Raw genomic sequence first — 13275 nt, forward strand, 5'->3', positions numbered from 1 at the left:
CAACTCTTTGCCGCAAATCCAAAGAATGAGTCGGCATTCCTTTCTCTCCTTCCTCTTGAATACCTGTACCCTATTTTAAATTAAAAGGCTGTACTATTTTCGATGCCATTGATCAGTTGGAGCGCCTGCTGGGAAATTTTAACATTACAGTCGATATCCAAGAATTTGAGCAGCAAATCAAAGACCAAACTCTAAACCTGTTGGGCTCTGGTGTGTTGACTTTGCGCATCTTGCTCTTGGGTTTGGTCAATCTGTTTTTAATCTTCATCGTTGCTTTTTTCATGCTTTTAGATGGCAAGCGACTGTGGAACTTATTTCTAAAACCCTTTCCAGAAGATTGGAAAGATCGAATTACCGGGAGTGTACGACGGAACTTCCTGGGATTTTTCTGGGGTCGGGTTGTGCTGTCATTTTTCTTTGCCATCTCAACCTTTCTGGTATTTTTACTGCTTGAGATCCCTTCGGCACTAACTTTAGCTTTGATTGCAGGGCTGTTTGACTTGATTCCGGGAATTGGAGCCACTATTGGCATTAGCTTAATTGCTCTAATTGTCTTACCGCAAAGTGTATGGCTTTCTATCCAGGTTTTGGTGATCTGTATTTCTCTGCAGCAGGTGGAAGAAAACTTGCTCTTGCCCCGTGTGATGCAGGGATCCCTGAACATCAGCCCGGTGGTTATGTTTTTCTCCCTCTTTGTGGGTGGCACTGTGGCCGGTTTGCTGGGGGTGTTCTTGGCTATTCCGGTGACGGGGGTATTGATCAACCTGCTGGAGATCGATGAGATGAAAGGGGATCCAAAGCGGTGAGGTTCACCCAAAGCTGACCCTGGGGGTAGATGTTTCGCCGGGCACCATCTACAACCTGTACAGATTTGTCTTTGGCGTGGAGAAGATCCCGCCTACCCTGCCGGCCTCACCTTGTGGATGCTATGGGAGTTGTCTGCAATTTTCTTTCCTATGCATCATCAGTTCAATCTTCCAAGGGATCCAACTTGGGATCCAGACTCTTGGCCGTTAGACGCAGAGCCTCCGCCTGATCCATCACCCGTGGAGCTTGCACTGCCGTTTCAAGGCCCTGGCGATAGCTCTCCCACAGGGGCATTTCTGGGTAGGTCTGCTGCAACTCGCTGATCTGATCCAGAAGGGCCTCCAGCCAGCCGGCCGTGCTCCAGGTGAGCAAAAACTGGAAGGGGTTCCAGAGGTTGAGCTGCCGCCCCAATTCATTTAGGCTCTCGTTGCGAATGGGCGGATCGAAGATGTCCGCCACCGTCATTAACTGGCGCGCCAGCAGAGGTCTGAGGAGTTTCTCGGCAGCTTCCACCACAGCAGGGATGGCAGCCTGGATCTGGTTGGGTCTGGGAATGTTCCGCGCCTGGGGCAAGGCTTGCAGCACCAACTCCAGTCGCCGCTCTGCCTCTGCCGATTCCAAAGCCGATTCCAGGGTGGTGCCCACACTGAGAAACACTTCTCCCGTCAGTAGCCGCACTGCATCGATGACCAGGTGATACAAGGGGGGGATCACGAGCTTAATCCACTCACTCTGGAAAAACTCCCGCAGCCGCCGTGCCGCATAGTCCCCCACTTGGGTGGTCTGGATCCCCACTTGAGTGAGATTGAGATACCAGTCGGGAGGAGATCCCTTGGGATCCAGCCAACGGCGCAGCGTTTGCCATTCTTCTTCTGTGAGGGCAGTTCGTCCCTGTTTTAAGCCAGTTCGCCGCAGCTTGCCCTCGGCATTCAAGAGCTTGCGCAGCTCCGGTGTGCCCAGCAAGGACAAGGCACCTGCCGAACCCACACTGCCGATCTCGATGGCGATCAAGGCGGCCAACAAGGCGGCTGAGGCCTTTACTTGAATCTGGCCGCTTTTGTCCATCACCAAAGGCAGGCGGCTGTTGCCATAGGCACGGGCACTCATCGCCTCCAGAGCAGAGCGTTGGTCAGAGGTCAGCGTCCGAGCCCAAGAAGGGATCCCGTGGCTTTCCGCCTCTGGATGGGCCGCTTCCTGCAAGCCGTGATACAGCAAGCTGGCCACCCAGGCGCGATCCGCAGCCTGCCGCAAAGAGCCAATGACCACTTCCCATTGGCAGGGGTTAAGCAGGGGCAAGAGCGCTTGCAGCTCTCGGTGGATGGGCTCTGGGGATCCCGCCGTTCTCGACTGTTCCAGAGCGCTTTGCAGCCGATCCCGCGCCTCTCGGCACAGCCCGCCCCACTCCAGTTGCAGGCGAGCCAGGGTCTGTTGCACCGTCTCTTCGGAGCGACGGGGTAGATCCTGCCAGCCCGCTTCCAGCTGCCGCCACAGCTCCTCCCAGTTCAGGCCCTCAGCAGCGCCATTGACGGCATCTGAGGCAACCTTTGCGCTGGGCGAGGCATTTTGGGGCTCGGAATGGAAAGGGGGATTCAGGGGTTCAGACATGGACAGAATCCGCTTCAAGGGGATCACGGGCATTATAGCTAGGGGTAAAACGCCAGCCGAGGCAAACCCAACGTTTCCGGCCATCCCATCATCAAGTTGAGACACTGCACTGCCTGCCCGGCTTGCCCTTTCATCAGGTTGTCGATCACCGACAGGACGATAACGCGGTTGGTGCGGCTGTCCACCTCCACCCCGATCATGCAGGTGTTGGTGCCGGAGACCCATTTGGTTTGCGGGTAAACCCCCCGCGGCAGCACCTTCACCCAAGGAGATTGGCGATAGAAAGCATTGTAAATGGTGAGCAAATCTTCCCCCACAAAGCCGGGATCCCGCAGGGTGGCATACAAGGTGACGTGGATCCCCCGCACCATGGGCACCAGATGAGGCGTAAATTGCACGGTGATGGGGGTGTGGGTTAGGTCGGTGCAAGCTTGCTCGATCTCGGGCGTATGCCGGTGCTGGGCCACTCCATAGGCTGCCAGAGAGCCGTCCACTTCGGCAAACAGGGATCCCACCTTGGGGGTACGACCTGCCCCCGAAACGCCGGATTTGGCATCGAAAATGAGGCTGTCCAGCTCCACCAACCCCTGCCGCAGCAGAGGAGCAACCGCCAACAACGAGGCAGTGGGATAACAGCCGGGACAGCCCACCAGTTGGGCTTGGGCAATCGCCTCGCGATAAAGTTCCGGCAACCCATAGACCGCCTGCTCATTGGCCTGGCGATAGGCAGGGCTGGGCCAGTTGGGATCCGTCTGACCCATGCGGTACCAAGATTGGTAGGTGGCCAGGTTGCGAAAGCGGTAATCCGCCGACAGATCTAAGACTTTGCACCCTTTGGCCAGCAAGGGCGGGGCCAGCTCGGCAGCCAGCCCATTGGGGAGAGACAAAAACACCACATCGCTGTTGGCGGCAATGCGATCCACCTCTACCGGCTGAACGGTCAGATCCACCGCCTGGGCCAACTGGGGATAGAGATCCCCGTAGCGCTTGCCGGCGCTGTCTTGCCCAGCCAGGTAGGTGATCTGCACGCCGGGATGCTCGCTCAGTAACCGCACCAACTGTACCCCTCCGTAGCCGGAAGCGCCGACGATGCCAATGCGGACAGGCTCTGTGGGGTGGGGTGGGCGGGGCGCCATGTTGGCCATGGGGGGGCTGCCTGTGCAAGAGGGTTGCGTGATGGCTTGCCTTAAGTTCTACCGCATTTTTCTGCTGCATTTGACGCTGCATGGGTGCGGATCCCATCTTGTTCATTCGCGTTGGCGTTGCCTAGCAATCCAAGAGGATTTGTTATGCTGAGTTAACTTGAGCCGCTCAGGCCTTGGCAGCGGTTTCCGTAATATCTGTCTATGTTCTGTGTAGCTTTCTAATCTGCGGTCTATGCACTATGAGCGATTGATCAACATGGTCTTGCGGGCCTATGGCCAAAGCAGCCGCCACGGTCTGGATCAGGAAACTCTGACCCTCTACTCAGAAGGCCCCTACACCCTCTACAAGCTCACTTCCCATTTCGATCGCCGCTCCATTTTTGTGTTGGCCCAGAATCAGCGGGATATGTTTGTTTCTGGCGATGCGTTTAACAACAAGCTGATCCCAGGGGAATGGCAGGCGTGGCTGCACCAGAAAGCGTTGGGCATCGCTCCCGACACGGCACAAGCAGGTTAGCCGAAGACCATATCTGGCGTGGAAGGATCCCCAAGCCTACGCCCGGCCTGTTGAGATCCAGCCCGTGCTGACAATGGCCGCCTACTTCCAGCTCAGAGGGTGGTGGGATCCACAGGTCGCTCCACCTGTCCAGAATCTACCCGCCACTGGCCAAAACCCCAGGCTGAACCTGTCGGGGCACCACCGAGAGACGATCCAGATCGGCACAGTAGGCCAGATCCTGATCGTTTTCCGGCCCCAGCCCCAACAACCGTTGCCCGTGGCTAGAGCGCCGCAACAAACCCAGCAGATCATCCTGCCAAGTTTGGTACAGGGCCAAGGCCGCCAAGGTCTCGTCGTTGCCCAACTGGTTCAAAGAGCAGCCCAGGCGATGCAAGATGGCTCCGGCACAGGCAGTATCTTCCAGTGAAAAGGCCCCTTCCCACCCGGATCCCACCAGCCACACCTCGGCAAAGGAGCCCCGTCTGAGAAAATCCACCACGGCTCCCAAGTTCACCAGGGCTGCTGTAATCACCACTGGGATCCCTTCCAGGCGCTGTAGGCTGCGCGTGCCGTTGGTGGTGCTCAGGAAGATGCGCTTGTCCCGCACGCGGTCGGGAGTGTAGTCGAGGGGGGAGTTGCCCAGATCAAACCCCGCCACCGCTTTGCCCCCCCGTTCCCCGGCCAAAAGCCGCTGGGAAGCCGGCCAGTTTTGGCTTGCCTCTTGGAGCTGCTGCAGGTGGGCAAACACCTGTACCGCTTCTGCTCCTGCTGCCAGCGCTGTGGCAATGGTGGTGGTGGCCCGCAGCACATCAATGGCCACCGCACACTCCGGGATCTCAGATGAAGGCACCTGTTCGGGCGTATAGAAGTGGAAAAAACGCATGGGGGAAGAGGTAACGTCAGAACTCACGCCGGGCGAACACCAACACTGCCAGAATCAGCAGCAAAAGGGTGTAAACCAAGCCGTACAGTGCATCTCCGAGAAGTTCTGCTGGGGGCGGAACTTGGCCGTAAACCGCAGCATCTCTCAAATTGAGGCGCTCCAAATCCGGCAGGATCAAATAAATCACCTCAAACAGTTTGCCAAATCCGGCATCTTTCACCAGCTTGCTCAGTTGCAGCAGGGCGCGGCTGGCATGGCCCATCAGGAACAGGGCAATGGTGTAGAGGGTGGCCAGAATCGAGGAAGTGAAAACCCCGAACAGCAGGGCTGCGGCAACGATCAGCACCAGCTCTAAGAAAGTGAAGACTGTTGCCCAGAGAATGGCCAAAAGGGGGATCGGGGCCTGCACCAGCAGCAAGCTCAGCAGAAACACAACCGTCATCAGCAGCACCAGCACCGACAGCAGCGCCGATAGGCCCAGATGCTTGCCGACAATGAACTCTGCCCGGCTCATGGGTTTGGCGATCAGCACATACACCGTGCGTTTTTCAATCTCCTTATTCACCAGCCCTGTGCCCACGAAAATGGCCACGATCAGGCCGAAGAAGTGAATGGCTGCCAACCCCAGGTCGGCAATGATTTTGTTGTGGGCCTGGTTGGCCACCTGCGGGATCAAAACAGTGGCTCCCAGCATGGCCACCGCAAATACCATCACCAGGTAGAGAATCCGATCCCGAATCGTTTCCCGGAAAACGTTGTGGGCAATGGCCACCACGCGCGACGCATCCATGACTGAACCCAAAGCTGTGATGATTCGACTGGTACACTGGTAACAGATCCAGCCTTTATTCTATGCAGTTCCAGGCCCAGATTCAGATTCACCTACGCCCCTCTGTTCTCGATCCCGCCGGGGCTGCGGTTCAGTCCAGCCTGCATCAGTTGGGGCATACCCAGGTACAGCAGGTGCGCATTGGCAAGCATATCCAACTGCAGCTAGAGGCCCCCGACGCCGAGACCGCCCACCGCCAGGTGGATGAGCTGTGTCATCAACTGCTGGCCAACCCGGTGATTGAGACTTATCAAATCCAAGTGGCTGCCATCGGTGGTTAATTTGATGGGTTCACGCGATTTGGGGTTGATCTGATGGCCATTCCAAAAATACCCCCAACCCCTCTTCCATCCCTCTAATCTGACCATCTTCTTTCCTCTCACTTAAGGGATCCCAATGGCTGGCGTGAGGTTTGGCGTTGTTGTTTTTCCGGGTTCCAACTGCGACCGAGATGTAGCCTGGGTAACCCGCGGCCTCTTGGGCTGCCCAACGCGGCTGATCTGGCACCGAGAGACGGATTTGTCGGAGCTGGATGTGGTGGTGCTGCCGGGGGGCTTCAGCTATGGGGATTATTTGCGTTGTGGGGCCATCGCTCGTTTTGCTCCGGTGATGGGATCCCTGAAGGAGCACGCGGCGCGAGGGGGCTATGTGCTGGGCATTTGCAATGGCTTTCAGATCTTGACAGAGGCAGGACTGCTGCGGGGGGCACTGGTGCGCAATGCCAACCTGCACTTTATCTGCGACCGAGTGGGGATCCGTGTAGAACGGCAGGATCTCCCCTGGACAAGCGCGTATCCCCAGGGATCCACCCTAACCCTGCCCATCGCCCATGGGGAAGGCCGCTACACCTGTGATCCGGATACCCTCAAGCAGTTGCAGGATCGAGGGCAGATCGTCTTTCGCTATGCTCCGGTTGCGCCCAACGGCTCTGTGGATAATATTGCCGGCATTTGCGATCCCAGCGGTCGGATTCTGGGTTTAATGCCCCACCCTGAGCGGGCAGCAGATCCCGATTTGCCAGGGCAGGATGGGATCCCCTTCTGGCAGTCGATTTTGCACAGCTTCGCCGCCTAACTCTTCTCCAGGAGAACTCACCCCTGCCCCGGCCCTCGAGACAACACCTGGCGAACTTGATTCACCATCTCCTCATGATCCACCACCGGCTTGGCAATGTAGCCATCTGCCCCGCTCTGGGCCAAAAATGCCTCGCGGTCGCCGCGCATCGCATGGGCCGTCACCAAAATGATGGGGATGGAGCGGCTTTTCGGATCCGCCTTCAACAGTTGGGCAATGCGGATCCCGTCCACCGCCTCGCCGCGAAAGGTGCTCTGGGACAGGGAAACATCCAACAAAATGACATCCACCTCGTGCCCCTGGGCCAGCTTCAAAATCTGCTCCACATCCTGGCTGTGAAAGACCTCAAAACCTCCCCGCCGTCGCAACACCTTCTCAAAAACACGGGCGTTGATCGGATCATCTTCCACCAGCAGCACTGTTGCCATCGTTAACCCAATCTTGAATCTGAACCCAAGCTAAGCTGTCTCTGGGATCCCAAAAGCCATCCTAAGGCATCCTTAGCGAGTTCAATTTGAGCAGTAGGACAAGCGTTCTCCTACAGAGTACTGAAGAGTACCGAAAAGGGTCTCAGTAGCTCTGAGAACTCCCCCCTCCTCTCCCAAAAGGAAGGATCCTCAGGTTGCCGCTACTTGACTATTTATTTTGGAATCTTATTTTGGAATCACTCCATTCCGAGTTGCCGCTACCCAACCGCAAATAGGAAAGCCGGAGAGAGCTCCGGCCCCATCCAGAACTAAGCCTAAACCACAAATCTCAAAAGAGACTGACCTTCCCTCTGCCTTGCTTGAGCCCGGCACAGCAGGAACGGCAGCCACTACCCTGGGTTACTTCTTGGTAATTCTCGGAGTTTCCCGAAAGGCGACCGCGAAAAACAGAAGGCCCAACGTCAAAAACAGGATAAAGGTGTAGGTGATGGCTTCCATACAAAACCTCCATTTCTAAGGGGGCTTGATTCCAGATTAACTCAGAGCCGCCAGCACCCCATCTCCAAAGTGAAGCAGAGTGCCGACGGCATCGCCGAAAAGGGCTCTAGGCTTCCTGAACCTTGCGAGTGGTGGGATCCCCTACTTTCTGGAAGACGCCGAACTCCACCATTTCCTCGCTCATATTGGGGTCAATACCGGCGAACACATCCCGGAAGAGGGTACGGGCGCCGTGCCAGATGTGGCCAAAGAAGAACAGCAGGGCAAAGACCGCGTGAGCAAAGGTAAACCAACCGCGGGGGCTGGTGTGGAAGGTGCCGTCCGCCTTGGGGGTTTCTCGGTCGAACTCAAACAACTGACCCAACTGGGCCTGGCGGGCATATTTCTTGACGGTTGCCGGGTCGGTAAACACCTGACCGTCCAGCTTGCCGCCGTAAAACTCCACCGTCACGCCCACCTGCTCAAAGCTATAGCGAGACTCTGCCCGACGGAAGGGAATGTCTGCCCGCACCACCCCATCGGCATCCCGCAGAATAACCGGGAAGGTCTCGAAGAAGTTGGGCATCCGCTGCACCGTTAGCTCGCGCCCTTCGCGGTCACGGAACACTGGGTAGCCCAGCCACTCGATGGCAATGCCATCCCCTTTGTTCATGGGGCCAGCTCGGAACAGTCCCCCCTTGGCCGGGCTGTTGCCCACGTAGTCGTAGAAGAGCAAAGATTTGGGCAGGGAGTTGTAGGCCTCGCTGCGGGTCATCCCGGCTTCCATAGCCGCATTTACCCGGCGGTTAATCTCCTGGTTGAAATAGCCAGAATCCCATTGGTAGCGGGTGGGACCAAACAGCTCCACAGGAGTGGTGGCGCTGCCGTACCACATGGTTCCGGCCACCACAAAACCGGCAAAAAACACCGCCGCGATCGAGCTGGAAAGCACCGTCTCGATGTTCCCCATTCGCAGAGCGCGATAGAGGCGCTGGGGTGGGCGTACCGTGATGTGAAATAGACCTGCAATGATGCCCACGATGCCGGCAGCAATGTGGTGGGCCACCACCCCTCCGGCGTTGTAGGGGTTAAAACCGGCTGGCCCCCATTCCGGTGCTACCGGCTGGACGTGTCCCGTCGTCGCATAGGGATCGCTCACCCACATTCCCGGGCCAAACACCCCCGTCAGGTGAAAAGCTCCAAAGCCAAAGCAGAGGATCCCGGCCAGCAGCAGGTGGATCCCAAATATTTTTGGCAGATCCAAAGCCGGCTCTCCGGTGCGGGGATCCCGGAACAGCTCCAGATCCCAGTACACCCAGTGCCAGCAGGCCGCCAAGAAGAGCAATCCGGACAAAACGATATGAGCAGTAGCTACCCCTTCAAACGTCCAGAAGCCCGCATTGGCAACGCTCTCGCCGTAGATATTCCAACCGCCCCAGGAGTTGACCACCCCCAGGCGAACCATAAATGGCATGACAAACATGCCCTGACGCCACATCGGATTCAGGACAGGATCCGACGGATCGAAAATGGCCGTTTCATAGAGCGCCATCGACCCGGCCCAACCTGCTACCAGAGCGGTATGCATCAGGTGAACCGCGATCAGGCGACCTGGGTCATTCAGTACAACCGTATGGACCCGATACCACGGTAGTCCCATAAAGCTCGGTCCTCCACGTTCTCCAACACTTGCGCGATATCCAGTCAAAATTAAGCCGACATCTTACCTGGGATCCTGACCTGAGCAGTTTCTTCAGAGTCGGGGGGTACCGCACCCGCTTGAGCCCCTGAGCGCACCCAAGAGGATATCGCTCTCAGAATTTCCATCACGGGCATCAAACAGTATAACGAAACGCTACCGACCTGAGTGGCTTCAGGCAGGATGCCGTCTCACTTTAGGCATCATCTTCCCAGATCTCTCGCCAGAGATTAAAAATATGACTTAAAATGTTACAATACTTAGCAACTGTGAGCGCTCTCCTGGCTCAGTCTGAAAGGTGTCGTGGTTTCTGGCAGGGGTATGGCAACGATCCGCTTCGTCAACGAGAACCGAGAGATCTTCGTCGCTGAAGGCGCTAACCTGCGCCTGAAGGCTCTGGAAAACCAGATCGATCTCTACAAAATGATGGCCAAGCTGCTCAACTGCGGCGGCAACGGCCAATGTGGCACCTGTGTGGTGGAGATTGTCGAGGGATCCGAGCATCTCTCCCCTCGCACCGAGGCAGAAAACCGCAAGCTCAAGCGCAAGCCCGATAGCTACCGCCTTGCCTGCCAGACCAAAGTGCTGGGGGATGTTTCCGTCAAAACAAAGCCCTAGCCTTGGCCCGCCCGTTTTCCCTTTGGGCAAGTCGCACCTCAGAGTGGTATGCTGACTGCCAGTTGGGCTTGTGGCATTTGTGAGTTATGGAGACGAACTACCTGGGCATCTTGGCCACTCTCTTAGTCGTTCTGGTGCCCGCCATCTTCCTGGTGATTTTGTACGTGCAAACCTCCAGCAGATCTGGTGACTGAGTGGGCAGCTCCTGCCGATTCAAATTGGGCAAGGGGTATTCCTAAAGCCGGTCAAAAAGGGGATCCCCTGTGTACAAGAGGATCCCTTTGCGTTGGACAAACTGAGAGTACTTGGGGGAGCGCCCTCAAGGTGCTAAGTCAAGCTATGGCTTGGGCTGCCTTGGCTTGGTCGAAGGTTCCCGCAGGTTCATACAAAAACTCAAACAGGTTGCCGTCGGGATCCTTGCCATAGAAAGAGGCAGTGCCATCCCGGTGGCTGTGGATTTCCCCCACCAGGATCCCTTGGGATTTCAGGCGCTGGTGCTCTTGCCGAAGCTCCTCCAGGTTGTCGAAGACAAAGCCAAAGTGAGGCCCTGCTGCGCGATAGCCCGGCCCCAGCAGTGCCAGCCCATCCTCTCCTGCCTTCATGTAGGCCCAGTCGGGATCCTGCCAGACGTTAACCATGCCCAGCTTTTGGTAGAACTCCACCGCCTTGGGAATGTCCTCTACCCGGATGGCGACATGCCCGAGTTGTCTAAGTGCCATGTCATCCTCTGTGCTCAATTGAGCCAACTGCAATGGTTCTTCTACAGATCAGCTTGACACACTCCCCGCCGCAAAGGGCAGGGATCCCTGCGGTAGGACAGAACTTTAGACCCAACTTTTTGACAGCTTGAGGCTGGGATCCCAATCCAGTCCATAGGCAGGACAGAAGATGGTTTCAACCCATTGGATTGGGGATGAACCAAGACTTATCCTGTTGGCTGCGCGGCCAAGAACCGCTCCAGCTCGCTCAAAGCCTCTGCATCCATCTTGGTTTGCATAGGGCAAAACTTTGGCCCACACATAGAGCAAAACTCTGCCGTTTTGTAGATATCTGCCGGCAAGGTTTCGTCGTGATATTCTCTGGCGCGTTCTGGATCCAAAGACAATTCAAACTGCCGGTTCCAGTCGAAGTTATAGCGAGCCCTCGACATCTCATCATCCCGATCCCTGGCACCGGGGCGATGACGGGCAATATCGGCAGCATGGGCGGCAATTTTATAGGCAATTAAGCCGTTGCGCACGTCCTCAGCATTGGGCAAACCCAAGTGTTCCTTGGGGGTGACGTAGCAGAGCATTGCCGCACCATACCAGCCAGCCAAGGCCGCCCCAATGGCGGAGCTGATGTGGTCATAGCCTGCCGCAATATCGGTTACCAAAGGCCCCAAAACGTAGAAGGGAGCTTCGTCGCACTCCTCCATTTGCTTGCGCACGTTGAATTCAATTTGATCCATCGGCACGTGCCCCGGCCCTTCTACCATCACCTGCACATCGTGCTCCCAGGCCATGCGGGTCAGCTGGCCCAGGGTTTTCAACTCCGCCAGTTGCGCCTCATCAGAGGCATCGTGCAAACATCCCGGTCGCAAAGAATCTCCCAGACTAAAAGAAACATCGTATTTCTTGAAAATCTCGATAATGTCGCGGAAGTGGGTATAAAGCGGGTTTTGTTTGTGGTGGGCCAACATCCAGCGGGCTAGGATCCCACCCCCACGAGAAACAATTCCCGTCAGGCGGTGGCGTACCAACGGCAGATATTCGATCAGGATCCCGGCATGGATGGTCATGTAGTCCACCCCTTGCTGGGCCTGTTTTTCGATAACATGCAAGATGTCTTCTGCAGAAAGTTTTTCGACGTTGCCGTGCACACTTTCTAGGGCTTGGTAGATGGGCACCGTGCCAATGGGCACTGGAGAAGCTTGGATAATGGCTGTGCGAATTTCATCCAAATCGCCCCCGCCGGTGGACAGATCCATAACGGTATCGGCGCCGTATTTGATGGCCAACTTCAGTTTCTCCAACTCTTCCGCCAATCCTGAGGAACTGGGGGAAGCGCCGATGTTGGCATTAACTTTACAGCGGGAAGCGATCCCAATGCACATCGGCTCGAGGTTGGTGTGATGGATGTTGGCAGGGATGATCATGCGACCCCGGGCCACTTCCGAGCGGATCAGTTCCGGCGGCAGGTTTTCCCGCCGGGCCACATACTCCATCTCTTCGGTAATCACGCCCTGACGGGCAAAGTGCATCTGCGTTACATTTGCTTGCCCACGGCGACGGGCAACCCATTCGCTGCGCATGTTGTCAACTCCAGTGCTCGCTTTCCTACGCTGGTATGAACCAGATCAGGTTGTAAACTACCCGACTCCGACCGCTAAAGCGGTACGGAGCGGGCTTTCAGTAGCCCTGAGCCTGCTCTGCTCCACCAGAGAACAAAACAGGCCCGAACCTCTAGGCTGGTTTACGACAGCCCCCAAAAGCGCAATCACCTTCGCACCGTTAAAATCCGCATCCCCTTCCCAACCGCAGTGCCCGCATTTGAACTGCTTACCCTTGCGATAGGATTGAGCGGAGTCGGGATGAATATGCAGGCACTTGTGGCAGATCTGCGAGGTATAGGCCGCAGGGACAGCTACCACTTTGACACCCGCCCTCACAGCCTTGTATTCGATAAACCGCCGCAGCTGGTAGAACGCCCAGCTATTGCTACGCCGCCGCTCCTCACGACTGCGGGGGTGTTGATTGGTACGTTCTCGAATGCCGCTTAAGTCCTCAATTGCAATGCAGGCAGAAAGAGATTGAGCTGTTTTAACGATGCGCTTGGCGATACTGTGGTTCACCCAAGCTTGAAAGCGTCTCTCTTTGCCAGACAGCCGTTGCAGCAGTTGACGGCATCGCCGCCTGCAACTGCGGGTGCCCTTACTGGCCTTGCGCTGAAGAGACGCTCTTAACCGACAGTAGTGATCTCGGACTTTGTTCAGCTGCTGTCCATTCCAGTTGTCTCCTTCGGAGGTATGTGCAATGTCTCGCCGTCCCAGGTCAACACCAATCACCTTGTCGGTGTTCTGTTGCTTGGGGGGCTCTGCCTCGACACAAATCTGGATGGAGTAGGAGCCGTCTTTGCGCTGGACTAGGGTGGCCGATTTGGGGTTAGAGCCAGCCAGCATTCCCCTCTGGTAGTTGCCAATGGCTAGCTCAAAGCGTTCTCTTCCATCAAC

16 protein-coding genes are annotated in these 13275 nt (G+C 56.6%); 6 read left to right on the forward strand and 10 right to left on the reverse strand.

Annotated features, from left to right (window positions below):
- The first annotated feature begins 116 nt into the window (after positions 1-116).
- Complete coding sequence (locus tag ACVWVQ_RS13850; protein ID WP_457509031.1) at positions 117-806, forward strand: AI-2E family transporter; 690 nt, start codon at positions 117-119, stop codon at positions 804-806.
- 163 nt (positions 807-969) lie between these two features.
- On the opposite strand, the gene ACVWVQ_RS13855 is transcribed toward ACVWVQ_RS13850, so the two are convergent.
- Together ACVWVQ_RS13855 and argC are read right to left on the reverse strand one after the other, a co-directional pair.
- Complete coding sequence (locus ACVWVQ_RS13855) at positions 970-2412, reverse strand: hypothetical protein (RefSeq protein ID WP_457509033.1); 1443 nt, start codon at positions 2410-2412, stop codon at positions 970-972.
- Between the two features lie 38 nt (positions 2413-2450).
- Positions 2451-3557 (reverse strand): N-acetyl-gamma-glutamyl-phosphate reductase, encoded by a 1107-nt coding sequence (gene argC, locus ACVWVQ_RS13860; protein WP_011431956.1) that lies wholly within the window; start codon positions 3555-3557, stop codon positions 2451-2453.
- 232 nt (positions 3558-3789) lie between these two features.
- Here argC and ACVWVQ_RS13865 point away from each other — a divergent pair, with 232 nt between their 5' ends.
- Positions 3790-4074, forward strand: coding sequence for a hypothetical protein (locus tag ACVWVQ_RS13865; protein ID WP_011431955.1), 285 nt, complete (start codon positions 3790-3792; stop codon positions 4072-4074).
- Positions 4075-4210: 136 nt separating this feature from the next.
- Here the strand turns inward: ACVWVQ_RS13865 and ACVWVQ_RS13870 are convergent, their stop codons facing one another.
- Together ACVWVQ_RS13870 and ACVWVQ_RS13875 are read right to left on the reverse strand one after the other, a co-directional pair.
- The gene (locus tag ACVWVQ_RS13870) at positions 4211-4939 is read right to left on the reverse strand and encodes a 2-phosphosulfolactate phosphatase family protein (RefSeq protein WP_457509041.1); all 729 of its coding nucleotides are present in this window, start codon (positions 4937-4939) and stop codon (positions 4211-4213) included.
- Between the two features lie 16 nt (positions 4940-4955).
- Positions 4956-5729, reverse strand: a complete 774-nt coding sequence (locus tag ACVWVQ_RS13875; RefSeq protein WP_414330211.1) for an ABC transporter permease — start codon at positions 5727-5729, stop codon at positions 4956-4958.
- A 62-nt stretch (positions 5730-5791) separates the two neighbouring features.
- Here ACVWVQ_RS13875 and purS point away from each other — a divergent pair, with 62 nt between their 5' ends.
- Complete coding sequence (gene purS / locus ACVWVQ_RS13880) at positions 5792-6049, forward strand: phosphoribosylformylglycinamidine synthase subunit PurS (protein WP_011431952.1); 258 nt, start codon at positions 5792-5794, stop codon at positions 6047-6049.
- Between the two features lie 115 nt (positions 6050-6164).
- Positions 6165-6842 (forward strand): phosphoribosylformylglycinamidine synthase subunit PurQ, encoded by a 678-nt coding sequence (gene purQ / locus ACVWVQ_RS13885; RefSeq protein WP_457473544.1) that lies wholly within the window; start codon positions 6165-6167, stop codon positions 6840-6842.
- A 17-nt stretch (positions 6843-6859) separates the two neighbouring features.
- On the opposite strand, the gene ACVWVQ_RS13890 is transcribed toward purQ, so the two are convergent.
- The 3 genes from ACVWVQ_RS13890 to psbB all read right to left on the reverse strand — a co-directional run bounded on the left by ACVWVQ_RS13890 (position 6860) and on the right by psbB (position 9407).
- Entirely contained in the window at positions 6860-7270 is a 411-nt protein-coding gene (locus ACVWVQ_RS13890) for a response regulator (protein WP_457473545.1), read from the reverse strand.
- A 399-nt stretch (positions 7271-7669) separates the two neighbouring features.
- Positions 7670-7768, reverse strand: coding sequence for a photosystem II reaction center protein T (locus ACVWVQ_RS13895; protein WP_011431949.1), 99 nt, complete (start codon positions 7766-7768; stop codon positions 7670-7672).
- A gap of 106 nt (positions 7769-7874) precedes the next feature.
- Positions 7875-9407, reverse strand: a complete 1533-nt coding sequence (gene psbB / locus ACVWVQ_RS13900) for a photosystem II chlorophyll-binding protein CP47 (protein WP_011431948.1) — start codon at positions 9405-9407, stop codon at positions 7875-7877.
- 360 nt (positions 9408-9767) lie between these two features.
- Here psbB and ACVWVQ_RS13905 point away from each other — a divergent pair, with 360 nt between their 5' ends.
- Together ACVWVQ_RS13905 and psbM are read left to right on the forward strand one after the other, a co-directional pair.
- A complete protein-coding gene (locus ACVWVQ_RS13905) occupies positions 9768-10064 on the forward strand; it encodes a 2Fe-2S iron-sulfur cluster-binding protein (protein WP_414350488.1) in 297 nt (98 codons plus the stop codon).
- A gap of 86 nt (positions 10065-10150) precedes the next feature.
- Complete coding sequence (psbM, locus tag ACVWVQ_RS13910; protein WP_071818137.1) at positions 10151-10258, forward strand: photosystem II reaction center protein PsbM; 108 nt, start codon at positions 10151-10153, stop codon at positions 10256-10258.
- A 138-nt stretch (positions 10259-10396) separates the two neighbouring features.
- Here the strand turns inward: psbM and ACVWVQ_RS13915 are convergent, their stop codons facing one another.
- From ACVWVQ_RS13915 to ACVWVQ_RS13925, 3 genes are all read right to left on the reverse strand, one after another.
- Positions 10397-10783, reverse strand: coding sequence for a VOC family protein (locus tag ACVWVQ_RS13915; protein WP_457509035.1), 387 nt, complete (start codon positions 10781-10783; stop codon positions 10397-10399).
- A gap of 206 nt (positions 10784-10989) precedes the next feature.
- Positions 10990-12357: a phosphomethylpyrimidine synthase ThiC gene (thiC, locus tag ACVWVQ_RS13920; RefSeq protein WP_457509037.1), complete on the reverse strand. Its 1368-nt coding sequence runs from the start codon at positions 12355-12357 to the stop codon at positions 10990-10992.
- Between the two features lie 57 nt (positions 12358-12414).
- On the reverse strand, positions 12415-13275 hold an 861-nt coding region (locus tag ACVWVQ_RS13925), incomplete at its 5' end, for an RNA-guided endonuclease InsQ/TnpB family protein (protein WP_457509039.1).

This window comes from Thermostichus sp. MS-CIW-36 (assembly GCF_054059035.1).